Annotated in this window: 18 protein-coding genes; 9 read left to right on the top strand and 9 right to left on the bottom strand. The window is 73.1% G+C overall.

The window, feature by feature from the left end; genetic code table 11:
- Positions 1–92: 92 nt before the first annotated feature.
- Positions 93–833, bottom strand: a complete 741-nt coding sequence (locus tag AB5970_RS08560) for a hypothetical protein (protein WP_370503507.1) — start codon at positions 831–833, stop codon at positions 93–95.
- A 201-nt stretch (positions 834–1,034) separates the two neighbouring features.
- On the opposite strand from AB5970_RS08560, the gene AB5970_RS08565 reads away from it, so the two are divergent.
- Positions 1,035–1,718 carry a hypothetical protein gene (locus tag AB5970_RS08565; protein WP_370503508.1) on the top strand — a complete coding sequence of 228 codons (684 nt, stop codon included), beginning with the start codon at positions 1,035–1,037 and terminating at the stop codon, positions 1,716–1,718.
- Between the two features lie 108 nt (positions 1,719–1,826).
- On the opposite strand, the gene AB5970_RS08570 is transcribed toward AB5970_RS08565, so the two are convergent.
- Complete coding sequence (locus AB5970_RS08570; protein WP_370503509.1) at positions 1,827–3,410, bottom strand: DUF4082 domain-containing protein; 1,584 nt, start codon at positions 3,408–3,410, stop codon at positions 1,827–1,829.
- Between the two features lie 398 nt (positions 3,411–3,808).
- Here AB5970_RS08570 and AB5970_RS08575 point away from each other — a divergent pair, with 398 nt between their 5' ends.
- Genes AB5970_RS08575 through AB5970_RS08595 form a run of 5 tightly spaced genes read left to right on the top strand, consistent with a single transcriptional unit; the run spans position 3,809 to position 9,100 of the window.
- A complete protein-coding gene (locus AB5970_RS08575) occupies positions 3,809–4,660 on the top strand; it encodes a hypothetical protein (RefSeq protein WP_370503510.1) in 852 nt (283 codons plus the stop codon).
- Positions 4,661–4,712: 52 nt separating this feature from the next.
- A complete protein-coding gene (locus AB5970_RS08580) occupies positions 4,713–6,278 on the top strand; it encodes an acyl-CoA ligase (AMP-forming), exosortase A system-associated (protein WP_370503511.1) in 1,566 nt (521 codons plus the stop codon).
- The gene (locus tag AB5970_RS08585; RefSeq protein WP_370503512.1) at positions 6,275–7,501 is read left to right on the top strand and encodes a pyridoxal-dependent decarboxylase, exosortase A system-associated; all 1,227 of its coding nucleotides are present in this window, start codon (positions 6,275–6,277) and stop codon (positions 7,499–7,501) included. Before AB5970_RS08580 ends, AB5970_RS08585 begins: the two co-directional genes overlap by 4 nt.
- A 19-nt stretch (positions 7,502–7,520) precedes the next feature.
- Complete coding sequence (locus AB5970_RS08590; RefSeq protein ID WP_370503513.1) at positions 7,521–7,781, top strand: acyl carrier protein; 261 nt, start codon at positions 7,521–7,523, stop codon at positions 7,779–7,781.
- The gene (locus AB5970_RS08595; RefSeq protein WP_370503514.1) at positions 7,781–9,100 is read left to right on the top strand and encodes a glycosyltransferase family 4 protein; all 1,320 of its coding nucleotides are present in this window, start codon (positions 7,781–7,783) and stop codon (positions 9,098–9,100) included. The genes AB5970_RS08590 and AB5970_RS08595 overlap by 1 nt, the downstream gene beginning before the upstream one ends.
- A gap of 66 nt (positions 9,101–9,166) precedes the next feature.
- On the opposite strand, the gene AB5970_RS08600 is transcribed toward AB5970_RS08595, so the two are convergent.
- The 6 genes from AB5970_RS08600 to lhgO form a co-directional block, all read right to left on the bottom strand.
- Positions 9,167–10,333: a glycosyltransferase gene (locus tag AB5970_RS08600; RefSeq protein WP_370503515.1), complete on the bottom strand. Its 1,167-nt coding sequence runs from the start codon at positions 10,331–10,333 to the stop codon at positions 9,167–9,169.
- A 337-nt stretch (positions 10,334–10,670) separates the two neighbouring features.
- Positions 10,671–11,789 carry an acyltransferase family protein gene (locus AB5970_RS08605; protein WP_370503569.1) on the bottom strand — a complete coding sequence of 373 codons (1,119 nt, stop codon included), beginning with the start codon at positions 11,787–11,789 and terminating at the stop codon, positions 10,671–10,673.
- Positions 11,789–12,811, bottom strand: a complete 1,023-nt coding sequence (locus AB5970_RS08610) for a hypothetical protein (RefSeq protein WP_370503516.1) — start codon at positions 12,809–12,811, stop codon at positions 11,789–11,791. Before AB5970_RS08610 ends, AB5970_RS08605 begins: the two co-directional genes overlap by 1 nt.
- Positions 12,808–14,190 (bottom strand): MFS transporter, encoded by a 1,383-nt coding sequence (locus AB5970_RS08615; RefSeq protein WP_370503517.1) that lies wholly within the window; start codon positions 14,188–14,190, stop codon positions 12,808–12,810. The genes AB5970_RS08610 and AB5970_RS08615 overlap by 4 nt, the downstream gene beginning before the upstream one ends.
- Before the next feature lie 4 nt (positions 14,191–14,194).
- A complete protein-coding gene (locus AB5970_RS08620) occupies positions 14,195–14,893 on the bottom strand; it encodes a hypothetical protein (RefSeq protein WP_370503518.1) in 699 nt (232 codons plus the stop codon).
- Between the two features lie 172 nt (positions 14,894–15,065).
- The gene (gene lhgO / locus AB5970_RS08625; RefSeq protein ID WP_370503519.1) at positions 15,066–16,256 is read right to left on the bottom strand and encodes an L-2-hydroxyglutarate oxidase; all 1,191 of its coding nucleotides are present in this window, start codon (positions 16,254–16,256) and stop codon (positions 15,066–15,068) included.
- Between the two features lie 161 nt (positions 16,257–16,417).
- On the opposite strand from lhgO, the gene mfd reads away from it, so the two are divergent.
- From mfd to AB5970_RS08640, 3 genes are read left to right on the top strand one after another with little or no spacing between them, the layout of a single operon-like run.
- Positions 16,418–20,086, top strand: a complete 3,669-nt coding sequence (gene mfd, locus AB5970_RS08630; RefSeq protein WP_370503520.1) for a transcription-repair coupling factor — start codon at positions 16,418–16,420, stop codon at positions 20,084–20,086.
- A gap of 10 nt (positions 20,087–20,096) precedes the next feature.
- On the top strand, positions 20,097–20,735 hold the full coding sequence (locus AB5970_RS08635; protein ID WP_370503521.1) for a hypothetical protein: 639 nt from the start codon (positions 20,097–20,099) through the stop codon (positions 20,733–20,735).
- Positions 20,732–21,391: a MazG family protein gene (locus tag AB5970_RS08640; protein WP_370503522.1), complete on the top strand. Its 660-nt coding sequence runs from the start codon at positions 20,732–20,734 to the stop codon at positions 21,389–21,391. Before AB5970_RS08635 ends, AB5970_RS08640 begins: the two co-directional genes overlap by 4 nt.
- Here the strand turns inward: AB5970_RS08640 and AB5970_RS08645 are convergent.
- The gene (locus AB5970_RS08645) at positions 21,325–25,602 is read right to left on the bottom strand and encodes a BTAD domain-containing putative transcriptional regulator (RefSeq protein WP_370503523.1); all 4,278 of its coding nucleotides are present in this window, start codon (positions 25,600–25,602) and stop codon (positions 21,325–21,327) included. The two genes, AB5970_RS08640 and AB5970_RS08645, sit on opposite strands and share 67 nt — an antisense overlap.
- Between the last annotated feature and the right edge of the window lie 71 nt (positions 25,603–25,673).

Below are 25,673 nucleotides of genomic sequence, written 5' to 3' on the forward strand. Positions count from 1 at the left end.
TCCCCAGCAGCAGGACGAGGTAGACCGTGACGAGGGTGAGAATGCCCGCACGATGGATCGGCTGCGGTCGCGGAGTCGGCACCGATCAGCGCCTATCGGCGTTGTGGAGCTGGGGCCGTCTGTTGTGCCCACTGCGCGCTCAACGGTTCGGCTGGCGTCGGCTCGTCGGCGGCGGTGGTGCTGGAAGCGCCGCGCGCTTCGCCTGGCGTCGAACGTCGCCGTCCGGAGCGGCGGGACGCACGACGCACGAGGAGGCTGTCCAGGGCGACGGCGCCGGCGAACGCGAGCACGAGCCCAGCCCCACCCGCAAGGATCGCAGCGCGGAGAGTCGACCCTCTGACGATCGTCGCCCGTTCGTCGATCGTCAGGGGCACGGCTCGGACCCGGGACTCCTGGGGCGCGTCGACGTTGTCCTGGAGCGTCTGCAGCGCATCCGGGAGGAGCTCAACCGCTCCTCGGAGAGATGAGATCGCCCCGTCGGGTGTGGGCGCCTCGGTGGTGAACACGACGAGCGGTCCGCGCGACAGGGGGTCGACCTGCACCGTGAAGAGTGCCCCGGGGAAGTCCTCGCCGAACTTCTGCTGCACGTCGGAGGCGGAGAGGTAGGCGACCGCGAGCGAGGCTGGCTGCTCGAGCCCGCCGAGCTGGAGCAACGGGTTCGTGCCCTCCTTCACGTCAGCCTGCGGAGGGAGGAGCAACATGCTGCCGGCCGCACTGTAGCTCGGGGGCACGAACTGGAGCGCGGCCACGACGAGCGCGCCACCGACCAGCACCCCTGCGACGACGACGTACCACCGCCGCAGGAGCGACGCCATGACTGCGGTGAGGTCCACGTGCTCCCTGCTCGATCGGTGGTCCTGAGACCGTGCAACGGATGTACACCGGGGCTGTCCGGCGGCATTCCCAGGCTAACCGTTCGAGTGTTGGGCGATCTGCGTGCACGCGGAAGTTCGCCCGGTCCGTCACTCTTTCTCCACGCTCTCACCAGCGCCGATGCGCGCGCGTCTCTGCGAGAATCGAGCCGGGAGGCATCGGTGAGCATCTGGGACGTGCTGCAGGCGTTCGTACGTCGGTGGTACGTCTTGATGCTCGTGGTTGCTCTCGCGCTCGGCGCAAGCTACGTCGTCAAGCAGAGTCGGGGCGTCTACTGGTCGCGCGCGGAGGTCACGTTTCTCGCGCCGACGAGCTCGAACAACCCCAACGCCCTGCAGACGACCTCGACCGATCTGGTGATCACCGCGGGAATCGTCGCGAAGCGCATCAACGGGAACCTCACCTGGAACAAGGTGTCCGATCCCGCCGCCACGATCGTCGGCGAGGGCGTGTACGACGGGTGGATCGTGCGACTGCCGGACAACGGCGGTCAGTGGAGCCGCTACTACCCCCGGCAGGTGCTCGTCGTCGAGGTGAGCGGGCCCACCGAGGACGCTGTACGCGCACGGCAGCAGGACCTGTTCCAGCGGATCGCCGCCGAGCTGGCCGACATGCAGCAGGGCGTCGCTGCGGGCGACCTCATCACGACCACCGTCGTGCCGGATCCCCCCAACGTCTATTACATGTCGGGGAGCAAGACCAAAGCGATCGCGATGATCTGGCTGATCGCCGCGGGCGGCGCCACGGCAGCCGTCGTGGAGCTCGAACGCCGTCGGTCGCGACGACTCGACTCGGAGGGAACGACCCTCCCGTCGATACGCGCACGGCAACCGGCGTCCCGCTGAGGGAGGGCGAGCAACGAGCGAGGGCCTCCGGTGTGTGCATGTGAATCACTCCACGCACCGGAGGCTCTCGCTCGCGACTGTCGCGCTACAAGCCTGTGGCGAACGCGCCTAGAGGCGCTGCCCCGCCTTGGGCCCGTCGTACCAGTAGTTGTTGGTGACCGTCACTGCGGGTGAGTCCACCGAGGTCATCGGCCCGAACGCGCCGCTCTGGGGATGGATGACCGTGGTGAAGTAGTTGCCCGAGATGGAGATGTCGGACACCTTGGCAAGGTCGTCGGTCCCCCGCTGGTAGCCGCCGTAGATCGCGTACGAACCGCCTCCGACCAGGTTGCCGCTGATCGTGACACGGCGCATCGAGTCGGCCGAGCCCGTGGAGAGGATGATCGCGGACGTCGCGCCCTCACCGACGATGATCGTGTTGTGCAGGATCTTGGTGTCGTCCGAGCCGAGTGACTGGATCCCGTCGTTGTGCGAGTCCGCGGTGACGACGAGGTCGTGGATGTAGGTGTCCTGGACCGTCACGTTGTCGCCGACCTTGAGGCCGTCGACCGTCCCGTGGATGTTGACGCGCGTCATGGTGAAGTTGTGTCCACCCACGGCGGAGTCGTTCGCGGTGTTGCCCATGCCGTCGAACTCGCTGTCGACGATCTGCAGGTTCTTGGCGCCGCCGTCGTTCAGGATCAGCCAGAAGCCCTCTGCCTTGATCTTCGAGTTCCGGATCGTCACGTTGTCAGCGCCAGGCGCGATGACGAGGGTCGTCGTGATGAGCTTGCCGTCGATCACGGTGCCGGGCTGGGTGATCCGCGAGGGGCCCGTGTACGGAGTGAGTGCGACGCCTGCCGGAACGCCGGTCGTCGATGCGCTCGGGAAGCCGTTGCTCGCGGGCGGGGTCGTCGGCGACGTCGTGGGGGTCGGCGTCGGGGTGGCCGTCGGCTTCGGGGTAGCCGTCGGGGTGGCGGTCGGCTTGGGGGTGGCCGTCGGCGTCGCGGTCGGGGTCGGCGTCTGGGTGGCCGTCGGCGTCGGGACCGGCGTCTTGGTCGGCGTCGAGGACGGGGTCTGCGACGGCGTGGCCGTCGGCGTGCCGGCGTCACCCGTCGACGGGGCGAAGACCGGGTCGACCCAGTACTGGCTGCGGTTCCAGGTCTTGGTGGGGAACGCGCTGCTCTTGCCGTACGAGTAGACGCCCGAGCTGCCGCGCGGCACCGCGAGCAGGTCCGTGGTGGAGCCGGACCAGAACTGCTGCGCCTGGAAGTAGCGGCCCTTCGGGGCGAGGTAGGACGCGACGTAGCTCGAGGACGCCTTGAGGTTCACGGGCTTGTCGAAGTAGGCCGTCTGCCAGCCCTTGGTGGTCTCGCCGGTGAACGTCACGGACGCGAGGCGCTTGCCGGTGCCGTCCCAGAGGTTCCCGACGTGGGTGCCCGTGTTCTCGGCGGTCTTGTAGAAGCGGACCCCGAGGACGATGCCGTCCTTCGTCGGGGTGAACGGCGTGCCCAGCTCGACACTGTCGGTGTCGCTGTCCACCGCGCCGGTCGAGGGGGCGGCGTCGCCCCAGACCGTGACCTTGCCACTGATCGCCTGTGCCGCCTGCGCGGCAGTGAGGGTGGCGCCGGAGCTGGCGATGCTGAGGGTGACCCCAGCCACCGCTGCTGCTGCGACGGTGGCGACGACTCGCGCCAGGGTCGCGCGCCGCATGGGCGCTCGGTGCGTTCTCGTACGGTTCACGTGGTGTGTCTCCCAACCCATCGCGGCGCCGCCGGGAGGTCTGGATCGACCGATGTCCCATGTCTCCGTGCGGAGGGGCGCCGTTTGTCACTTTCAGATAACGAAGCGGCCCTCATGCTGGCATGGGTGAACTTACCGACAAACCTTCACCCGGACGGAGCAATCGGAATTATCCTCGGATCCCTCCCTGAACTGGGCGAATGTCCAACGAAACTCGATCCGAGATTTGTCTCATGATGTGAGACGAACTGAGGCGGTTGCCCCATGAAACCGGGCATCTCCGGACATCCTTCGCCCGGTCGGGTGACACCCCCGACGGGCCCTGCGGGCGATGACATGCCCGGGTTGACATGGCAGGCTGCACGACCGTGACGCCCCCGGTCCGCATCACCCCCGTCGACGACGAGAACCTGCTCGAGGTCGCCCGGTTCCTGCACGAGAACCTCAACGGCGGCCTGTCGGTCGAGGGCTGGGCGCGGGCGCTCGTCCCCCCGTGGCAGACGGCCGAGCCCACGCACGGGTTCTGCCTGCAGGAGGACGGGCGGCTGGTCGGTGTCTACGCCGCCTTCTACTCGGAGCGGGTGATCGGCGGCCGGCAGCGGCGGGTGTGCAACCTGGCGGCCTGGTGCGTGCTGGACGGCCACGGGGCCCAGGGCCTGCGCCTGCTGCGGGCGCTGCTCGCGTCGGGGGCCGACGTGTTCACCGACCTGTCGCCCAGCGGCTCGGTGGTGCCGATCGACCTCCGGCTCGGGTTCCAGCCGCTCGACACGACGACCGACGTGCGTCCCAACCTGCCGTTCTGGCGTCCGCGGGTGCGGCTCGTCCGCGACGAGCGCCGCATCGCGGGCCTGCTCACCGGCCGGGACGCCGAGATCTTCCGCGACCACGCCGGCGCCGCCGCGGTCTCGCACGTGGTCCTGCTCGTCGGTGGGATGCCCTGCTACGTCATGTACCGGCGGGTGCGCCGCAAGCGGATGCCGCTGTTCGCCGCGCTGGTCCACGTGGGGGACGCGGCCCTGTTCGCCCGCGGCGTCGGGCGGCTGGGCGCGCACCTGCTCGTGCGGGGCATGCCGGTGCTGCTCGCCGAGCGCCGCGTGGTCGGCGGGCCGGTCGGGTTCTCGAGGACCGTGCAGGGCCGCCCGAAGCTCTTCCGCGGGGCCGACGTCGAGGCCGCGGACATCGACGACCTGTACAGCGAGATCACCTGCGTGACGTGGTGACTTCACCCCATGTGTCCGGGATCTGCCCCACGGCGGTCGTTACGCTGACGCCGTGGCGACGGTCTGGCACGAGCTCCTCGAATCGCGGTCGCAGACGGCCGCCGACGCTCCTGCGCTCTCCTTCAAGACGGAGACGCTGAGCTACGGGGAGCTGTGGGCCGCGGCGCGGCGCTGCGGATCGGCGTTCGCCGGCCTCGGCATCGCGCGCGAGGACCGCGTCGCCGTCTTCCTCGAGAAGCGCCCCGAGACCGTCACGGCGTTCCTCGGCGCGTCGGTGGCGGGCGGCGCCTTCGTCCCCGTGAACCCCCTGCTCAAGCCCCAGCAGGTCGCGCACATCCTCACCGACTCGGGCGCCCGGGTGCTGGTGACGTCCGCGCCGCGGCTCGACCTGCTGGCCGAGGTGCTGGCGCAGTGCCAGGACCTCGAGCACGTCGTCGTGGTCGACGGCTCGGCCGCTCCGACCGGCACCGCCGCCGCCGTGCACGGGTGGACCGAGCTGATGCGGGACGCGGCCACCGAGCCCCCGCCGCCCGGCATCGACGTCGACGTGGCCGCGATCCTCTACACGTCGGGCAGCACCGGGCTGCCCAAGGGCGTGGTGCTGAGCCACCGCAACCTCGTCGTCGGCGCCCAGAGCGTCAGCCAGTACCTCGAGAACACCGCCGACGACGTCATCCTGTCGGTCCTTCCGCTGAGCTTCGACGCGGGCCTCTCGCAGGTCACCACCGCCCTGTCCGTGGGCGCGCACGTGGTCCTGCTCAACTACCTCGTCCCCGCCGACGTGCCGCGCGCCTGCGCCCGCTGGAAGGTCACGGGCCTGACCTGCGTGCCGCCGCTGTGGATCCAGATCTCGGCCCTCGAGTGGCCCGACGACGCGCGGACGTCGCTGCGGTACTTCGCCAACACGGGCGGCCGGATGCCCAAGACGATCCTCGACCGGCTGCGCGCGCTGTTCCCGGACGCGCGGCCCTACCTCATGTACGGCCTGACCGAGGCGTTCCGCTCGACGTACCTCGACCCGGCCGAGGTCGACCGCCGCCCGGACTCGATCGGCAAGGCCATCCCCAACGCCGAGATCCTGGTGGTCCGGCCCGACGGCACGCGCTGCGACCCGGGGGAGCCGGGCGAGCTGGTGCACCGCGGCGCGCTGGTGTCGCTGGGCTACTGGGGCGACCCCGAGCGCACGGCCCAGCGGTTCCGGCCCGTGCCGGGTCCGACCACGGGCCACCGGCTGCCCGAGCTCGCGGTGTGGTCGGGCGACACGGTCGTGGCGGACGAGGACGGCTTCCTGTACTTCGTCGGGCGTGCCGACGAGATGATCAAGACGTCCGGGTACCGGGTCAGCCCCACCGAGGTCGAGGAGGCCGCCCTGCGGACGGAGCTCGCGGTCGACGCGGTCGCGTTCGGGGCCGACGACCCGCGGCTCGGCCAGCGCATCGTGCTCGTGGTCGCCCCCGCGGCCGGCGGCACGCTCGACCCCGACGCGCTCCTCGCAGCCCTGCGCAGCGCGCTGCCGGGCTTCATGGTCCCCGCCGAGATCGTCGTCCGCGACGCCGTGCCCCGGTCGCCGAACGGCAAGTACGACCGCCCCCGCGTCCGGGCGGAGTACGAGTCGTGACGGCCTCCACCACCGTGACCGCGTTCGGCGAGGTCGACGGCGTGCTGAGCGTGGGCGGGATCGGCGTCGACCGGCTGGCCCGGCGCGTCGGCTCGACGCCGTTCTTCGCCTACGACCGGCGCCTCGTCGAGGAGCGCGTGGCACTGCTGCGCTCGCTGCTCCCCGCGCGCCTCAGCCTGGGCTACGCCGTCAAGGCCAACCCCATGCCGGCCGTGGTGCACCTGCTCGCCTCGCTGGTCGACTCGCTCGACGTGGCCAGCGCGTACGAGATGCGGGTCGCCCTCGACACCGGGACGGACCCGACGCGCGTGAGCTTCGCAGGACCGGGCAAGACCGTGGCGGAGCTCGAGCAGGCCGTCGCGTCCGGCGTCACCATCGAGGTCGAGTCGAGCGGCGAGGGGCGGCGCGTGGTCGCGGCCGGCGAGGAGCTCGGCATCCGGCCGCGCGTCGCGGTGCGCGTCAACCCGGACTTCGCCGTCCGCGGGTCGGGCATGCGGATGGGCGGCGGCCCCCAGCAGTTCGGCGTCGACGCCGAGCAGGTGCCCGACCTGCTGCGCGAGCTGGACGCCGCGGGCGTCGACCTGCTCGGGTTCCACGTCTTCGCCGGCTCCCAGAACCTCTCGGCCGAGCTGCTGACCCAGGCCCAGGTGCGCACGGTCGACCTGGTGCTCGCACTGAGCGCCGACGCCCCGCAGCCGGTGCGGTACGTGAACCTGGGCGGGGGGTTCGGCGTCCCCTACTTCCCCCAGGACACGCCGCTCGACATCGCCGCGGTGGCCGCGAACCTCACGGAGCAGGTGGACGGCCGGCTCGCCCCGGCGCTCCCCGACGCCGACTTCGTCGTGGAGCTCGGCCGGTACCTCGTCGCCGAGGCGGGGGTCTACGTCACGCGCGTGGTCGACCGGAAGGTCTCCCGCGGGAGCACCTATCTGGTGGTCGACGGCGGGATGCACCACCAGCTCGCCGCGTCCGGCAACCTGGGCCAGGTGATCCGCCGCAACTACCCGCTCGCGATCGGGGAGCGGGTGTCCGCCGAGCCCGAGGAGACCGCGACCGTCGTCGGCTGCCTGTGCACCCCGCTCGACCTGCTGGGCGACCGCGTGGAGCTGCCGCGGGCCGACGTCGGCGACCTCGTCGTGGTCTTCCAGGCCGGGGCGTACGGCCTGACGGCCAGCCCCACGGCCTTCCTGGGGCACCCCGCCCCCGTCGAGATCCTCGTCTGACCCACCACCAAGGAGCCTCATGACCGACGCACTGATCGACGACGTCAAGGGCGTCGTCGTCACCACGCTGGGCATCCAGGACCGCGCGGACAGCCTGACGGCGTCCAGCGCGCTGTTCGGTGCCGTCCCGGAGCTCGACTCGCTGGGCGTGCTCGAGGTGGTCACCACCCTCGAGTCGCACTTCGGCATCACGATCGACGACGAGGAGTTCTCCGGCGAGATCTTCGAGACGCTCGGGTCGCTCACCCAGTTCGTCGAGGGCAAGCTCCCGCCGGCCTGATGCGTCCGCCCCGCGTCCTCATCATCGTCCAGAACCTGCCGGTCCCGCTGGACCGGCGGGTGTGGCTCGAGGCCCAGGCCCTGACGGCCGCGGGCTACGAGGTGAGTGTCATCTGCCCCAAGGGGCCAGGCGACCCCGCGCGGCAGGTGCTCGACGGCGTCGGGATCTACAAGTACCGGCCGGCCCCCGAGGCCAGCGGGCTGCTCGGGTTCGTCGTGGAGTTCGCGTACTCGTGGCTGCGGACGGCGGCGCTGTCGGTCGTCGTGCGGCGCGAGCGCGGGTTCGACGTGATCCAGGCGTGCAACCCGCCGGACACCTACTGGCTGCTCGCGCTGCTCTGGCGCGTGGCCGGGGTCCGCTTCGTGTTCGACCACCACGACCTCAACCCGGAGCTCTTCCGATCGAGGTTCGGCGAGCCGCGCACGGCCGGCGCTCGGGCGCAGTACGGCGGGCTGCTCTGGCTGGAGCGGCGCACGTTCCGGGCCGCGGACCGCGTGATCTCGACCAACGAGTCCTACCGACGTGTCGCGCTCGAGCGCGGCGGCGTGCCCCGCGAGCACACGGAGGTGGTGCGCAGCGGGCCCGACACCCGCCGGATGCGCCCCGTCGTGCCCGAGGGGGACCCGGCGCGCGGGGGGCACCTGCTGGTCTACCTGGGGATCATGGGCCCGCAGGACGACGTCCACGTGGTGCTCGAGGTCATGCACGAGCTGGTGCACGTGCGGGGGCGCACCGACGTCCGCGCGGCGCTGCTCGGGTTCGGCGACACGCTCGAGGACCTGCGCCGCCAGTGCACGTCGCTGCACCTGGACGACGTGGTCGAGTTCACCGGGCGGGTGGGTCCGCGGGAGATCGGCGAGTACCTCAGCGCCGCGAGCCTCGGGCTGGGGCCCGACCGCAACACCCCGCTGAACGACGCGTCCACCATGAACAAGACGATGGAGTACATGGCGTACGCGGTGCCCGCGGTGTCGTTCGACCTCACCGAGACGCGCTACTCGGCCGGCGACACCGGCGTGATCGTGCCGTCCGGGGACGTGGTGGCGTTCGCCGACGCCGTGGAGGCCCTGCTGGACGACGAGGACCGCCGGGTCGCCCTGTCGCTGGCCGCGCGCGAGCGGGTCGTCGCGGAGCTCGACTGGCGTCCCCAGCGGCGCCGGTACCTCGGCGTCTTCGACGGCCTGCTCCGGTTCCGGTCGCACGACCCGGCGGACGACCCCGCGCCCGACGCGGCGGACCCCTGGGGACGGCAGTACGTCGACCTGGACCGGCCGGGCGCGCTCGAGGCGTTCGTCCGGACGCGCGGCCCGGCCCGCTGAGCTGCGGGGCTACAACCATGCCCCGGCGAGTGGTCCCCGCAGCGCGAGCACCGGGGTGCCTGGTCCTCAGCTCAACAGCGCGCGCAGCATCAGCGCCCGTCGTGCCCCGACCGCTTCGTAGACGAACTCCGCCGCACCGGATCGTGCGGCTGCGGCCCATCGCCGGCGCCCCAGCGGATCGCCCGCGACGCGCATGATCGACGCTGCGAGCTGGTCGGAGGATCCGGGGTCGACGATGAACCCGTTCACGTCGTCGACGATCAGCCGGGCTGCCCCCATCGGTGTCGTGATGACAGGCAGACCACACCCGGCGGCCTCGTACGTCACCTGCGGACCGCCCTCCTCATGCGTGGGGAACACGAAGACGTCGGAGGCGGCGAAGGCCGCAGCCGGTCTCTCGACGTAGCCGGCCAGGCGGACCGTTCCCGATCGCGTGGCAGCCTGAACGAGCGAGGCGATCTCGGGGTCGACCTCGCCCACAAGGAGCAGCTCACCGTCGACGGCGGCGTCTGCCCACGCGTCAAGCAGCTCTGGTACGCCTTTGCGGACGCCGATACGCCCGACGAAGACTGCGCGGAACGGCACGTCGCGCACGACCGGCCCGGGATCGGCGAACCGATCGGGGGACCACCCGAAAGTGGTGGTGAGTATCTGGGCGGACGGTATCCCCACGGCCTGGAGCGAGCGCTCGACCTCAGGGTTGGACGCGAACACGTAGTCGTACAGCGCCAGCTCGAGGGTCTCGTCGGCGATGCCCTGTGCGGTCACCGTATGTGTCGGGGGCAGCCCCAGGCGCGCGTACGCGGCATCGAGGATCGGCCCGGAGGTTGCGAGTGCGGAGTTGATCATCTCGCGAACCGTCACGAAGCCGCGGTCGTTTGCCTCGCGAACCAGGGTCGCTGGTGTGCCCGGCCATACGTGGACGACGGTGGTCCGTGGATCGGCCGAGCTCAGCTCGGCGCGCGCGGCAGCCTCCCACAGGCGCAGCGCGGCCGGCTCGACGCGTCCCCACGGCAGGCGGCGGACGACCGGCGCCCAGGGGGCCCGCGTCTCGACGCCCTGCCCGAGCGGTGAGCGAACGCGACCGGCGACGACGCGCGTGCGCAGACCGGCGGCCACCATCGCTTGCGCGATCTGGGCACACGATTGCGCGGGCCCACGGCCGGAGAAGGAGTACGGCGCGAGCGTGAGGCACGAGGGCGCACCAGCCGTCTCCGTTGCGTCGGGTGTCATCCTCGCCCCTCCGCTACCGGTGACTGTGCGACGCACCCGTCGACCGGTGCGACAACCACCGTGGCGAACGCGCAACACGCCGCGAGCTTCGCCACGACCGACGCAGATAGCGGACGTTGTAGGGCATCTCTCGGTCCTCGTGGTGACGCAGGGACTGGATGACACGATCTGGTCCAAGTCGGACGCGCCGACATCGTGACGCTACCTGCGGATCGAGCCGTCGCGAGTCCGCCGTCGGCGACTCCACCAGCGGATTCACCCGCCCGCTGCTCGAGCTGGGGGCCCGATGAGCGATGCGCACGGCAGCGGGGGCAACGATGCGCGGCGCAGGGGTGCCTCACTGTCGCTCCGGTTGCGCGGACTGCACGCGTGGGGTGGGCCGCTCATCCGCGCGATTCGTCCGCGGCTCGAAGCGCGACTTCAGCTCGAGGAAGGGCTTCTCCACGAACCGGAACGAGAGTGCCGGAACGACGAAGGTCAGGACGAGGATGATGGGCAGGAGCGGCGCGGAGTGCGGAACAACCGTCGCGACGATCGTCGCGAGCACCGGTCCCCAGAGGTAGATCCCGTACGACCGGCGTCCGATCCACACGAGAGGCCCGATCGCGAGCGTGCGCGCAACGCGTGACTCGGGTTGATGCACCACCGCGGAGATGGCGACCGCTGCCGCCAGCGCGACCAGCGTGGACCCCCCGTCCCGGTAGAAGCGCGGCCCGATCATGGCCTCGACGAGCACGAATGCGGTGATGAGTGCGATCGCGACGATCGCCATGAAGGGACGGGCGACAGCCCGCCCGCGCGCGACCAGGACGGCGAGCGAGCAGCCGACGAGGAGCTGCGCGGCGCGCGTGTCGGGCGCGTAGTACACGCGGTCGACCGGCCACGACGTGAAGGTCCCGATCGCTGCCTGGTACAAGACGGCTGCGGCGGTGATGCTCAAGGTTCCGGCCAGGAGGCGGTGTGGCCACCAACGAGCGACGGCCAAGAGGAGCAGCGGCCACACCAGGTAGAAGTACTCCTCGACCGAGAGCGACCACGCGTGACCCAGCGAGCTGAGGTTGACGCCGGCAGCCTGGAGCGGCGATGACGTGTAGGTCACCGCCGCAACGAGTCCTCGGAACTCGTCGGCGCGGTCGCCGACGGGAATGACGGCGAAGGCGACTGCAGCGACGGCGACAAGAAGGACCAGAGCGGGAAAGAGTCGGATCGCTCTCCGCGCGTAGAAAGCCTTGAAGGAGATCGATCCGGTCCGCTCCACCTCGCGCATCAGGATTCCTGTGATGAGGAAGCCGCTGAGAACGAAGAACACGTCGACGCCGACATGCCCGCCGGGGAACAGCTCACCGAGGCTGTGGTAGGCGAGCACGGCGAGCACGGCGAGCGCCCGTAGTCCGTCCAGGGCGGGCGAGTACCCCCGCGTCGGGGGTCGCGCAGTGCCCGGCGCCGAGGACGTCATCACCGCACCACCGCCGGTGACCACGCCCCGGGGATCAGCACCGCGGGCACCGAGTCGGCGGAGGTGTCGACCTCCCACACGTCGGTCGTGCCGGGCTCGGCCTCCCGCGGCAGGCCGTACAGCAGCGTGTCGTCGTCGAGCCACGCCGCCTGGTCGTCGACACCCTTCGTCGCCGGCAGCAGCGTCTCCGTCCCGGAGGCGAGGTCGAGCACGGCGAGCGCCCAGACGGGCTGGCCGGCGGCGTGGTCCACCACCTTCTTGTACGCGACCTGCGTGCCGTCCGGCGAGATCGACGGGCACTCGGCGTCCTCGCGCACGGAGGTCAGCGTGCGGTCGGACACCGAGCCGCGGACCAGCCACGTCTTCCCCGCCGACTGGGAGGCGGCGGTGGCGTAGAACTCGTCGTCGTCGACGAACGTCACGCCCCAGATGTTCCGGTCGGACGCCGCGAACGGCTGGCCGTCGACCGTGAGGGCGAAGTCCTCGACGTTGCCCAGGTCCGTCCCGTCGCTGCGGTGGATCTCCGTGAGGGTGGAGAAGCCGACGGTGGCGTACGAGTGGCCGGTGACGAACGAGGTGGTCGCGACGAGCGAGCCGTCGTCGGAGAGCCGCGTCCGGCTGGGGATGCCGGGCAGCCCCCAGGTCTCGACGGGCCGCCAGTCGGCGTCGAGCAGCTCGGCCTCCCAGCGGGTCGCGATGCCGGCGATCGTGCGCAGGCACGAGGCGAGCGGCCCGGAGACGTCGACGCGGTCGCACGCGACGTCGGTGAACGCGCGCGGGCCGGCCGGGTCGTCGAGGGGGACGGCTCCCACGAGCCCGTACTCATCACCGGGCAGCGTCGAGCGGAACACGATGTGCGGCCCGGCGAGCACGGCGTCCAGGGCGGTCGACGCGACGGGCGGAGCGGACGCGACCGCGGCCCGGTGCCCCCGCCACGCGGCGACGGCGTAGCCGCCCACGCCGAGCACGACCACGACCGTGATGGCGACCAGGACGGCGACGCGCGAGGGCACGCGCGTCATCGCTCGTCACCGGCGACGGCGAGCGCGGGCTCCTCCTCGTCCGGCGACGGGGCGTCGAGCCCGCGGACGAAGAACCAGGCGACCGGGACCGCGCAGGCCAGCAGCACGGCGACCGACAGGATCGCGGGGCCCCGGCCGACGGTGTACCAGAGCAGGCCGAACAGCGCGGACGACGCCATCCGGGCGACGGCGACGACGGTCTGCGCGGTGCCGATCGCGGAGGCCCGGACGTTCGGGGCGGCCCGGCGCCCGACGAGCGCGGCGAGCACGCCGTCGGTCGCGGCGTAGAAGAGGCCGAGCAGGAGCAGCGCCCCGATCGTCGAGGCGGCCGACACGGCGGCGACGCCCGCGCACACGTAGGCGGCCACGAGGGCCACGTGGCCCCAGACGAAGACGCGGGCCCGGCCCACCCGGTCCGCCAGGCGCCCGACGGGCAGCGCGAGCGACATGTAGGCGATGTTGGTGCCGACGTACAGCAGCGGGAACCACTGGGTGGCGAAGCCGTCGCGCGACTGCAGCGACAGGTAGATGAAGCCGTCGCCGACCGTCAGCAGGGCGAGGACGCCGGCCGTCACGAAGAGCCGGCGCAGGCCGGGCTCGGTGAGGAAGCGCCAGCTGAACGGGCGGCCCGCGGGCTCGAGGCCCGCGATGTCGCAGCTGCAGCCCTTGCACTTGGGCAGCTTGCGGGCCTCGCGCGTGCGGTGCTGCGTGAGCCAGGCCGCGCGGCGGGGGCGCAGGTCGGGCACCAGCAGCACCAGCGCCGCGAGCCCGAGGACCGCGGCGCCGAACGAGACGACGAAGACCGTCTGGTAGCCGTCGGGGATGGCCCACAGGATGACGAACGCCAGCAGCGGGCCCAGCGCCGCGCCGATCGTGTCCAGGGTGCGGTGGACGCCGAACGACCGCCCGAGCGTGCGCGGGTCGCTGGACGCGGTGATCATCGCGTCGCGCGGCGCGGTCCGGATGCCCTTGCCGATCCGGTCGACCGCGACGATGGCGGTCACGGCGCCGAAGCTGCTGGCCACGAGCAGCACGCCGCGCGTCACGGCCGACAGGCCGTACCCGACCACCGCGACCCACTTCGGGTGATCGCCCCGGTCGGCGGCCCAGCCACCCGCGATCCGGACCAGGGCGCTGGCGCCCTGCATGAGCCCGTCGACGAACCCGTAGGCCAGCGTCGACAGGCCCAGCGCCGTGGTCAGGTACAGCGGCAGGACCGCGGCGACCGACTCCGACGAGATGTCCGTGAGCATGCTGACGACGCCGAGGGTGACCACGACCGACGAGACGCGGGTCCGCCGCGCCGCTCTGGCGGCCCGGGCCTCGTCCGCGGAGCCCGCGTCGGCTCGGCCGGGCCGGTCACGCAGGGACAGGTACACGGCGTCACCCGGCCGTCGTGAGCGTGCCGGAGACGGAGAGCTCGGTGCCGCCGCCGGTGCGGTCGCGGACCGTGAGCACCAGCGCGTCCGGCCCGCGCGTGAAGGCCGTGGCGGTGGAGCCGGGCAGCGCGGGCGAGTCGCCGACGGTGAAGCCCGCCGCGCCGAGGGTCGCGACGTAGGCGGCCTGGACGTCGGCCGGTGCCGCGTCGCTGCTGGCCTGGAGCCCCACCTGGAGGCGGTTGCCGGAGGCGGACACCGAGGTCGACACGACCGTGAGCCCGGCGGGGATCGGCACCACGTCGCTGGGGAAGCCCTTGACCACCGCGCCGTTGGCGGCGCCCGTCGCCGGGAGCGGGCCGGTCAGCGACGGCCCGGCGGGTGCCGCCGCGACGTCGGACAGGCTGCCCGGCGCAGGGGCCTGGGACGGCAGGATCTCGCTGGCCAGCGCGCCCGCCGCGCCGCCGTCCGACGAGGAGCCGGTCGCCGCGGGTGCGGGTGCGTCCGTCGGCGCGGCCGAGGCGCCGGCCCGGGGAGCCCGGTGCGGTGCGGCGCTCGCGGACGACGACGGCCCGTCCTCGGTGGTCGGGCGCGGCGCGGTGCAGCCGGCCGTCGCGCCGAGCACGAGCACCGTGGCGAGCACCAGGGCGCGGCCGCGGGCAGCGGCTGCGACGGGTGCCCGGGACGGGCGGTGCGGCGGGAGCATCGACGACCTCGAGGGGGCGGGATCCGGCGGGTCGACGAACGACCAAAAGGCCAGAAAGCGGACATCAGGAACGTGCTCACGGTACCTACGGGAATACCCGTCGGGACGGTCGGCAGACGTTTTCACCCGTGCCCGGGCGGCGCCGTCACACGTTCGGTCCAGGCACAGCCGCTCAGGCGACCGGCAGCTGCCCCGCCACGTGGTCGGCGATCTCCAGCGCGCAGGTCGCCGCGGGCGACGGGGCGTTGAGCACGTGCACCTGGCGTGCGGTGCGCTGCAGGAGGAAGTCGTCGACCAGCCGCCCGTCCCTGGCCACCGCCTGGGCGCGCACGCCCGCCGGGGAGGGCACCAGGTCGTCGGGCACGATCGCGGGGACCAGCGCGGCCAGCGAGTGCGCGAACGCGCGCCGGGACAGCGACCGGCCCACCTCGCGCGCACCCGGCACGACGTTGCGGGCGCCCATGCGCCACAGCCCGGGCCACGTCAGCGCGTCGGCCGCGTCGCGCAGGTTCACGTCGCGCCACGTGTACCCCTCGCGCGCGAGGGCCAGCACGGCGTTGGGCCCGGCGTGCACCCCGCCGGCGAGCATCCGGGTGAGGTGGACCCCGAGGAACGGGAACCGCGGGTCGGGCACCGGGTAGACCAGGCCGTTGACCAGCTCGGCCGCCGTCGCGGAGAGCTCGTAGTACTCGCCCCGGAAGGGCACGATCCGCGCGGTCGGCTCGAGCCCGCACGCCCGTGCGACGCGGTCGGCGTGCAGCCCGGCGCACGCCACGACGGCGTCCGCCCGCAGCTCGGTCGTCGTCCCCCCGCTCTCGACCTGCAGGTGCACCCGGTCCTCGGTCTCGGTCGCCCCGACCACCGACGTGCCGAGCCGCACCTCACCGCCCCCGTCCGACACCTCGGCCGCCAGGGCTCGGCACACGCCGGTGTAGTCGACGATCCCGGTGCTCTCGACCCACAGCGCGTCCACGCACGCCACGTGCGGCTCGCGCTCCCGGGCACCCGACCGCCCGACCAGCTGGGCCGGCACCCCGTTGGCGACGGCGCGCTCGGCCAGCCGGTGCAGCCCGGGCACCTGCTCGGGAGTGCTGGCGACGACCAGCTTGCCGGTGATCTCGACGTCGACCCCGTGCTCGCGGGCGTAGGCCGTCATGCTCCGCTGGCCGGCCACCGCCATCGTCGCCTTGAGGCTGCCGGGGGCGTAGTACAGGCCGGAGTGCATCACGCCCGAGTTGCGGCCGGTCTGGTGCACCGCGACGGCCCGCTCCTTCTCCAGGACCGTCACGTGGTGGCCGTCGCGGGTCAGGCGCGCCGCCACCGCGAGCCCGACGATCCCGGCCCCGACCACCACGACGTGCACGGCGCCTCCCGATCCTCGCTCCGGAGCCCTGCGTCTCCGGGCCTGCGCGCAGGCTAGCGGTCGCGTGTGGGTGGCGGCTCGTAGACTTGCGACGCACCCCGGGTCCGACGGATCCGGGGCGGTCGTGCTGTGCGCACGCCCCCGACCATGTGAAGGACTCCATGGACCTGACCGGCCTCCTGCCCGCCCTGCTCGCCGACCCGGCCGCCGCCGCCGCGGTCGAGAACGTCCGCGCCCGCGGCGAGCTCGACGTCGTCGGTCCCGCGGGCGTCCGGCCCCCGCTGCTGGCCGCGCTCGCGAGCGGGCGGCCCCTGGTCGTCGTCACCGCGACCGGCCGCGACGCCGACGAGCTCGCCGCCGCTGTGCGCTGCTACCTGCCGGCCGACGACGTCGCGGTGCTGCCCTCCTGGGAGACGCTGCCGCACGAGCGCCTCTCGCCGCGCAGCGACACCGTGGCGCGCCGGCTGGCCGTGTTCCGCCGGCTGGCCCACCCCGAGACGGAGGGCCACGCCGGCCCGGTCCGCGTCCTGGTGCTCCCGGTGCGCGCGCTGCTGCAGCCGGTGGTCGACGGCCTGGGCGAGCTCGAGCCCGTCGCGATCAGCACGGGCGACCGCGTCGACCTCGCGGAGCTGGCCGAGCGCCTGGTCGCGGCCGCCTACACGCGGGTCGACATGGTGGAGAAGCGCGGCGAGTTCGCCGTGCGCGGCGGGATCGTCGACGTCTTCCCGCCCACCGAGGACCACCCGCTGCGCGTGGAGCTGTGGGGCGAGGACGTCGAGGAGATCCGCTGGTTCTCCGTCGCCGACCAGCGCAGCCTCGAGGTGGCCGACCACGGCGTGTGGGCCCCGCCGTGCCGGGAGATCCTGCTGACGGACGCCGTGCGGGCCCGGGCCACCGAGCTGATCCCGCAGCTGCCCGGCGCGGTCGACATGCTCGACAAGCTGGCGCAGGGCATCGCGGTCGAGGGCATGGAGTCGTTGGCGCCCGCGCTGGTCGACCACATGGTCCCGGTGCTCGACCTGGTGGGGGACGACAGCCTCCTGGTGATGGTCGACCCCGAGCGCGTGCGCCGGCGCGCGCACGACCTGGTGGCCACGACGCAGGAGTTCCTCGAGGCGGCGTGGACGTCCGCGGCGGCGGGCGCGGCGACGCCCCTGGACCTGTCGGCGGCGAGCTTCGCCTCGTTCGCCGAGATCCGGGCGCTCGCGGCCGTGCGCGGCCTCGGCTGGTGGACGCTGTCGCCGTTCTCGCTCGACGTCGACGCGACGGAGGCCGCCAAGCCGGAGGACTTCTACGAGGGGTCGACGGGCACGGGGCACACCGCCGCGCGCAACCTCGCCCCGCACCTGGCCGCCATGGCGGACGACCTCGCCGCGACCGCGCAGACCCTGGTGATCGGGGCGCGGGACGTCGAGCGCTACCGCGGGGAGGTCGCGCGGGCGGTCGCCGACGTGCGCGTGCTGCAGCAGGCCGGCTGGCGCCTGGTGCTGGCGACCGAGGGTCACGGCCCGGCGCAGCGCATGGTCGAGCAGCTCCGGGCCGCCGAGGTGCCGGCGCGGCTCGTCGCCACCGTCACCGAGGAGCCCGAGGGCGGCGTGGTGCTGGTGGTGCCCGCGCCCGTCGGGCCCGGGTTCGTCGCCGAGCCCCTGCACCTCGCGGTGTTCTCCGAGTCGGACCTCACGGGCCGCGCGGGGACGAGCACGCGCGACATGCGCCGGATGCCGAGCCGGCGGCGCAACGTGGTCGACCCCCTGCAGCTGCGGCCGCACGACTACGTGGTGCACGAGCAGCACGGCGTCGGGCGGTTCGTCGAGCTGGTGCAGCGGACCATCGGCACGGGCGCCAACGCGGCGACGCGCGAGTACCTGGTCATCGAGTACGCGTCGAGCAAGCGCGGCCAGCCGGGCGACCGGCTCTTCGTGCCCAGCGACCAGCTGGACCAGGTGACCAAGTACGTGGGCGGCGAGGCGCCGTCGCTGTCGAAGATGGGCGGCGGCGACTGGGCCAAGACCAAGGGCCGTGCCAAGAAGGCGGTCAAGGAGATCGCCGCGGAGCTCATCCGGCTCTACTCGGCGCGCATGGCGACCGCCGGGCACGCGTTCGGGCCGGACACGCCCTGGCAGCGCGAGCTCGAGGACGCGTTCGCGTACGTGGAGACGCCCGACCAGGCGGCGACCATCGACGAGGTCAAGGCCGACATGGAGAAGCCGATCCCGATGGACCGCCTGGTGTGCGGCGACGTGGGCTACGGCAAGACCGAGATCGCGGTGCGGGCGGCGTTCAAGGCGGTGCAGGACGGCAAGCAGGTGGCGATCCTGGTGCCGACGACGCTGCTGGTGCAGCAGCACCTGGACACCTTCAGCGAGCGGTACAGCGCGTTCCCCGTGACGGTGAAGGCGCTGAGCCGGTTCCAGACGCCCAAGGAGTCGAAGGAGGTCGTCGCCGGCCTGTCCGACGGGACGGTCGACGTGGTCATCGGCACGCACCGGCTGATCACGGGCGAGGTGCGGTTCAAGGATCTCGGCCTCGTGGTGATCGACGAGGAGCAGCGGTTCGGCGTCGAGCACAAGGAGACGCTCAAGGCGCTGCGCACCAACGTCGACGTGCTGGCGATGAGCGCGACCCCGATCCCGCGCACGCTGGAGATGGCGGTGACGGGCATCCGCGAGATGTCGACGCTGGCCACCCCGCCCGAGGAGCGGCACCCCGTGCTCACGTTCGTCGGTGCGTACGACGAGAAGCAGATCAGCGCCGCGATCCGGCGCGAGCTGCTGCGCGAGGGCCAGGTGTTCTACGTGCACAACAAGGTGGACTCGATCGAGAAGACCGCGTCCCGCCTGATGGAGCTGGTGCCCGAGGCCCGGGTGGCGGTGGCGCACGGCAAGATGAACGAGCACCAGCTCGAGCAGGTGATCGTCGACTTCTGGGAGAAGCGGTTCGACGTCCTGGTCTGCACGACCATCGTGGAGACCGGCCTGGACATCTCCAACGCGAACACCCTGATCCTCGAGCGGGCGGACCTGCTGGGCCTGTCGCAGCTGCACCAGCTGCGCGGGCGCGTGGGCCGCGGGCGCGAGCGGGCGTACTCCTACTTCCTGTACCCGCCGGAGAAGCCCCTGACGGAGACCGCGCACGACCGGCTGCAGACGATCGCCGCGAACACCGACCTCGGCGCGGGCATGGCCGTGGCGATGAAGGACCTCGAGATCCGCGGCGCCGGCAACCTGCTGGGCGGCGAGCAGTCGGGGCACATCGAGGGCGTCGGCTTCGACCTCTACATCCGCATGGTGGGCGAGGCGGTGGCCAACTTCCGCGGGGAGGTCGAGGAGGAGGTCCCGGACGTCACCATCGAGCTGCCCGTCGACGCGCACATCCCGCACGACTACATCGCGCACGAGCGCCTGCGGCTCGAGGCCTACCGCAAGATCGCGGCCGCGCTGGACACGGCGACGCTGGGCGACGCGCGCGCCGAGCTGGTCGACCGGTACGGCGCCGTGCCCGCGGCTGTCGACAACCTGTTCGAGGTGGCCGAGTTCCGCCTGCACGTGCGCGCCGCGGGGCTGTCCGACGTCACGGCGCAGGGCAAGTTCATCCGCTTCGCACCCGTCGACCTGCCGGAGTCGGCGCAGCTGCGGCTCAAGCGGCTCTACCCGGGCTCGGTGCTCAAGCCGGCCGTGCGCACGGTGCTGGTGCCGTGGCCGATGACCGCGCGCATCGGCGGCAAGCCGGTCCAGGGCCGCGAGGTGATGCTCTGGGCGAGGCAGTTCATCGACGCGGTGGTCCGCGGGGATGTCGCCGTCGCGGCCGAGGTGGGCACCGCGCGCAGGTGAGGGCCCTACGATGACCCCGATCGACGAGCGAGGACGCGGGAGGTCCCTGGTGGCGGTGCGGTGGCATGCAGGTGTGCGGGCGACGGGTGCGCTGGTCGCGCTCGCGACGACGGCGGTGCTCGCGGGGTGCACCGGGCAGCCGGGTGCCGCCGCGGTGGTCGACGGCACGGCGATCCCGACGGCGGACGTGCGCGCCGCGCTCGAGGAGCTGGCCCCGTACTTCCAGGGCGTGACAACGACGAACGTGCTGGCCGTCCTGGTGCAGGAGCCCACAGTCGTCGAGCTGGCGGACGAGAAGGGTGTCGGGGTCTCCGACCAGGACGCCAAGGCCCTGCTCGACTCGGTGGTGCAGCAGAAGGTCAAGGGCTCGACGGCGACCTTCACCGCGCCGTCGCTGGCGGTGGCCAAGTACTCGATCGCGTACACCAACCTCCAGGGCCTGTCCGACGCCACGGCCGTGGGCAAGGAGATCGACAAGCGCCTGCGCGCGCTCGACGTGGACGTGAACCCGCGGTTCGGCTCGCTGGAGGACGGCAACCAGGTGGCGGACCCGACGCCGGCCCCGTGGCTGGTCAAGGCGAAGGCGGAGGCGCCGACCGACGGCGCGACCCCCGAGCCCACGCCCACCCCCTCACCCTCGGCGTCGTGACCGAGGCGGACCCCCTGCGCGCGCTCGTGCGCGCGATGGACCGCCTGCGCTCGCCCGGCGGCTGCCCGTGGGACGCGGAGCAGACCCACGAGTCGCTGGTGGGGTACGCGCTCGAGGAGGCCTACGAGCTGGCCGAGGCGATCGAGACCGGCGACCGCCCGGGCCTGCGCGAGGAGCTGGGCGACCTGCTGCTCCAGGTGGTGTTCCACGCGCGCATCGCGACGGAGCACCCGACCGACCCGTTCGACGTCGACGACGTGGCGGCGGACCTCGTCGCCAAGCTGGTCCGCCGGCACCCGCACGTGTTCGAGGACGCGGAGCTGGACGGGGACGCGCACGTGCAGTGGGACCGCCTGAAGAACGCCGAGAAGCAGCGCGGCTCGGCGCTCGACGGCATCCCGCTGGCGCTCGGCGCCCTCGCGCGCGGCCAGAAGGTGCTGGGCCGCGCGGAGCGGGCAGGCATCGATGCCCGTGGCCTCGCCTCGCGAGTCGATGCCGAGGACGATGTCGCGGCACGTCTGCTCGCGGTGCTCGTCGACGCCCACGGGCGCGGGATCGACGCCGAGGCGGCCCTGCGGGGGGCGATCCGTCAGCTCGAGGACGCGGTCAGGGCCGACGAGCAGGTCGCCCGGCGGGACCCCAGCTCGGACAGGTAGGTCTCCCACTCGCCGGCCGTGAGCTCGCGGCCCGCGAAGCGGCAGGCCGCGTCGAACAGGTGCCGGGCGTCCAGGTCCCAGACCAGGATCCCGTCCCGGCCGGTGGCCGCCAGCGCCGTCCCGTCAGGGCGCAGGGTCGCCGACACGAAGTTCGGCCCGTCCGTCGGCAGCGGGTCGGCCAGGCGGATGCGGCTGCGCACGTCGTAGACCGACACCGTGCCGTCGCGGGACGTCGCGGCCAGGACGTCGCCGTCGGTGCTGAGCTGGAGGGAGTCGACCTCGCCGATCGTGCTCGGCAACGCACCCCGCGCCTGGCCCCCGGCGGCCAGGTCGTGGACCTCGACCTCGACGCCGCTGCTGACGACCGTCGTCGACCTTCCGAGCTCCGTCAGCGACCAGCCGTCGACATGCGCTCCGACCTGTTCACCGGTCCGCCCGTCGAACAGGTACGTCGAGGCGGTGTTGAGCCCCCCGTAGACGGTGACGGCGACGCGCGAGAGGTCCGGGCTCGCCGAGAAGTCGAGCGGCCACCCCGGCGCCCGCATCGTCGGGCCCACGTGCTCACCGGTCGCGACGTCCACGCGGTCGACCGTCCCCTCGGACGTGACGACGAAGGTCGACTCCCCGTCGGGTGCCGGTCGGATGATCTGGACGTCGGCGCCGAGGTCGGGCACCTCGTGGCGTCCTCCGCTCGCGGCGTCGACCACGACGGAAGCGTCGGCGTCCGGGTCGAAGGCGAGGACCGAGCCGGCCGTGATCCAGGTGGGGTCGAGGAGTCCGGGCATCCGCTGCACGACCGTGTCGGTGTCGGGGTCCCAGATCTCGAACTGTCTGAAGTCGTCGCGCACGTACGCCGGACCGTCGGGGCGCACCGCCGTGAGCAGGAGACCGCCACCGGGCTGGTACCGGTCGACGAGCACGTGGCGGGGCGCCACCAGGCGGGTCACGGGCCCCGAGCCGTCGAGCCGCCAGCGCGTGATCGCCGGGGCGTCGACGCTGAACGTGACGAGCTCCCGCCCGTCCGCGGTGACCTCCATCCAGCCGACGTTGCCCAGGCCGCTCTCGCGGCTGATCCCGGTGCGCTCGCCGGTCGACAGGAGGCGCTCCTCGATCACGCCATGGAAGGTCCCGCACCACAGGCGGCCTGCGGCGACGGACACCGCGACCCACGGGCACGGCGACTCGCGGCGCCCGCTGATCGGCACATCCCACCGGATCGCGCCGGACGCCAGGTCGAGCGACACGATGCGGCGGTGGCCGACTCCGATGAGCGCCCCGTCGGCCACCGACAGGCTGACGTTCGTGGACAGCTCGGGGACGTCGTAGGTGCGCATCACGGCCGCCGTCGTCGGGTCGACGACGCGGACCGGGCCTGTGGTCGAGCCGACGTAGAGGCTTCCGTCCGGGCCGAACGCGAGGGCCGCGCTGCCCCAGTCGTGGCTCTCGATCGCCGGGGGCGCCGGGACCGTCCCGATCACGCGACCGTCCCGGGCGCCGAGCAGCAGGGTGGTGCCGTCCATGATCCGCGTGACCGCCGTGGTCGAGCCGTCCGGGCTCAGGGCCACCTCGCCGGACTGCCACGGCAGCACGACCGACCGGTCGACCGGGGAGCCCGACGCCACGTCGTAGGTGGTCACCACCGCGCAGGCGAGAGAGGTCTCGCCGTCGAGCAGGTCGCGCACCGCCGTCACCGGTCGGTCCTCGTCGCAGTGCTCGTCGTTCGAGCCGACGGCGAACCGGACCGCCACGGTGCCGTCGGCGCTGAGCCGCACGGCGGAGCCGGCCCGACCCAGCGTGGGCCCGACAGGGTCGAACGTGCGCTCGACGGCTCCGGTCGCGACGTCGACGATGGCGGGCGTGGCGCCGGCGAGCGCGACGAGCGCGGTGGTGCCTCCGGGCAGGAGCGCTCCGGGCGACGGGACGTCCGTGCCGTCCACCCAGGAGTACCCCAGGAAGCCGGGATCGGCCGTGAACGTGCCCAGCAGCGCCGAGCGGGCCTGGGCCGACGCCGGGCGGCGACGGTACGCCTCGGCGGCGAGGAGCGCGGCGACGGCACGGTCCGTCCTGCGCAGCGCGAGCGACCGGGAGACGAGGTCGACGAACTGGGCGTCGTCCCGGGCGGTGCGCGCCGAGTCCGCCTGCCGCTTCGCCGACCGCCCGTTCGCCAGCGCGAAGCCTGAGGCCACCAAGGAGACGACCAGGAGTCCGGCGGTCGCGCCGAGCAGCACCCGCAGCCGCCGGGCGCGCGCCGCATCACGGCGTGCCCGGGCCTCGGCGAGCGTGGCCTCTCGGTCGCTGCGGGCGACGGCGGCGTCGAGGAACGCTGCCTCGACGGTCGTGAGGTCGACGTCCGCGCGGGACCGCCACTCGAGCGTGGCCTCCAGGCGTGCCCCGCGGTAGAGCTCGCCCTCGGGCCGGCCGAGCGACTCCCACCCCTCGGCGGACGCGACGAGGTGCCGCATGATCCGCAGACCGGAGGCGTCCTCGTCGAGCCAGGCCTGCAGGCGGGGCCAGGCGTGGGCGAGCGACTCGTGCGCGATCTCCACGGAGCCCTCGTCGGCGGTGAGCAGCCGTGCGCCGATGAGGCCGGCGATCACGCGGTCGCGGCCGGCGTCGCCGCTCAGGTGGCTGCTGGCGAGGCGGTGGCGCGTCGGCGGGCCGTCGGGCGACGGCGCCACGAGCCGGAGCATCAGCGACCGGCAGAGGTCGCGCTCGTGGGGATCGAGGTGCTCGTAGAGCTGGTCCGCCGAGCGCGCGACGGCCCCCGAGATGCCGCCGGTGGCACGGTAGGCCTCAAGGGTGAGGACGCCTCCGTCGCGCCGCCGCCAGGTCTCGACCAGCGCGTGCGAGAGCAGCGGGAGGGCACCGGCGTCGCCCTCCACGTCACGGAGCAGCACGTCGACGAGGCCGGGCTCGAGGCGCAGACCGGCTCGCTCCGCCGGCCGCTCGACCGCATCGCGGAGCGCGTCGCCGACCAGCGGTGGGACCAGGTGCATGCCGAGGTCCGCGAGCGCCGCGAGGTCGGCGTCTCGCCCGAGACCCGTGATCTGGTCGGAGCGGATCGCCACGACGACCCCCGCCCCGGCCTGCGCCCGCTCGACCAGCGTCCGGCAGAACCGCTGGACCTGGCCGGGTTCCTGGCGGAGCACGAAGAGCTCCTCCAGCTGGTCGACCGCGAGGACCGCGTCCGCGCCGCAGGACGACAGCGCGGACTCGAGAGCGGTGACCGGGTCCGTGCCCGGCACGACGACGACGGTGTCGTGGCCGCGGCGGCGAAGCTCGGCGACGATCCCGGCGCGCAGCAGCGAGCTCTTGCCGCAGCCCGAGGCGCCCGCCAGAACCAGGAGCGGCGCCGCGCGCAGCCGCTCCAGGCACGCGACCACCTCGGCGTCCCGGCCGAAGAAGTCGTCCTGGTCGCGCTCGCCGTACGGAGCCAGACCCTTGTACGGGCAGGTGGGGCTGATCGGTGCCGGGCTGTGCGTCTGCAGCAGGGTCGGGTCCTGCCGCAGCATCCGCAGCTCGAGCTCGGACAGCTGCGGGCCCGGGTCGATCCCGAGCTCGTCGGACAGCGAGCGGCGCGCCCGCCGCAGCGTGGCCAGCGCGTCAGCCTGCCGGCCGCAGCGGTACTGCGCCAGCGCGAGGGCGGCCCACCTGCGCTCGCGCAGCGGCTCCGCGCGTACCCGCGACTCGCCGTCTCCTGCGACCGTGCGGTGGTCGCCCGCGGCGAGCTGCGCCTCGAGGAGGTCCTCCTCGGCGATCCGTCGGATCTCCTGCAGGCGCTCGGCCTCGGAGCGGCCCTCGTCCCAGTCGAGGACCTCGACGAAGGCGGGTCCGTTCCACAGCCCCAGCGCGCGCTCGAGCGTGGACGTGGCCCGCTCCGGCTCGCCGGTCGCCATGTGGGTCCTGGCGCGGGCGACGTGCTCCTCGAAGCGGTGGGCGTCGATCGACCCGGGGTCGACCACCAGCCGGTAGCCGGCCGACGTCGTCTCGATGGCCTCGGGTCCCAGAGCCCGGCGCAGCCGAGCGACCGCCGCCTGCAGCTGCTTGTTCCACGTCGTCGGCGGCCGCTGTCCCCAGACCGCGTCCGCCAGCGTGTCGACGTCCACGGGGCTGCCCAGGTGCACGACCAGCGCGGCGAGCACGACGCGCTCCCGAGGGCCGAGCGCGCCGGCGTCGTCGAGACGCAGTGGGCCGAGCACCGAGATGCTCATGGCCGTGATTGTCCGAGCGCGCGGACCTGCAGGTCAATGCCGTGGATACCGGACGGATACCGGACCGGGGC

It is taken from the genome of Cellulomonas sp. ICMP 17802, assembly GCF_041295535.1.
In the GTDB taxonomy this organism is placed as follows: Bacteria; Actinomycetota; Actinomycetes; order Actinomycetales; family Cellulomonadaceae; genus Cellulomonas.

Coding starts and splice junctions, on each gene's coding strand:
- AB5970_RS08570 (WP_370503509.1), bottom strand. CDS start 3,410: ATGCGGCGCGCGACCCTGGCGCGAGTCGTCGCCACCGTCGCAGCAGCA.
- AB5970_RS08590 (WP_370503513.1), top strand. CDS start 7,521: ATGACCGACGCACTGATCGACGACGTCAAGGGCGTCGTCGTCACCACG.
- AB5970_RS08595 (WP_370503514.1), top strand. CDS start 7,781: ATGCGTCCGCCCCGCGTCCTCATCATCGTCCAGAACCTGCCGGTCCCG.
- AB5970_RS08600 (WP_370503515.1), bottom strand. CDS start 10,333: ATGACACCCGACGCAACGGAGACGGCTGGTGCGCCCTCGTGCCTCACG.
- AB5970_RS08605 (WP_370503569.1), bottom strand. CDS start 11,789: ATGACGTCCTCGGCGCCGGGCACTGCGCGACCCCCGACGCGGGGGTAC.
- AB5970_RS08610 (WP_370503516.1), bottom strand. CDS start 12,811: ATGACGCGCGTGCCCTCGCGCGTCGCCGTCCTGGTCGCCATCACGGTC.
- AB5970_RS08620 (WP_370503518.1), bottom strand. CDS start 14,893: ATGCTCCCGCCGCACCGCCCGTCCCGGGCACCCGTCGCAGCCGCTGCC.
- mfd (WP_370503520.1), top strand. CDS start 16,418: ATGGACCTGACCGGCCTCCTGCCCGCCCTGCTCGCCGACCCGGCCGCC.
- AB5970_RS08635 (WP_370503521.1), top strand. CDS start 20,097: ATGACCCCGATCGACGAGCGAGGACGCGGGAGGTCCCTGGTGGCGGTG.
- AB5970_RS08645 (WP_370503523.1), bottom strand. CDS start 25,602: ATGAGCATCTCGGTGCTCGGCCCACTGCGTCTCGACGACGCCGGCGCG.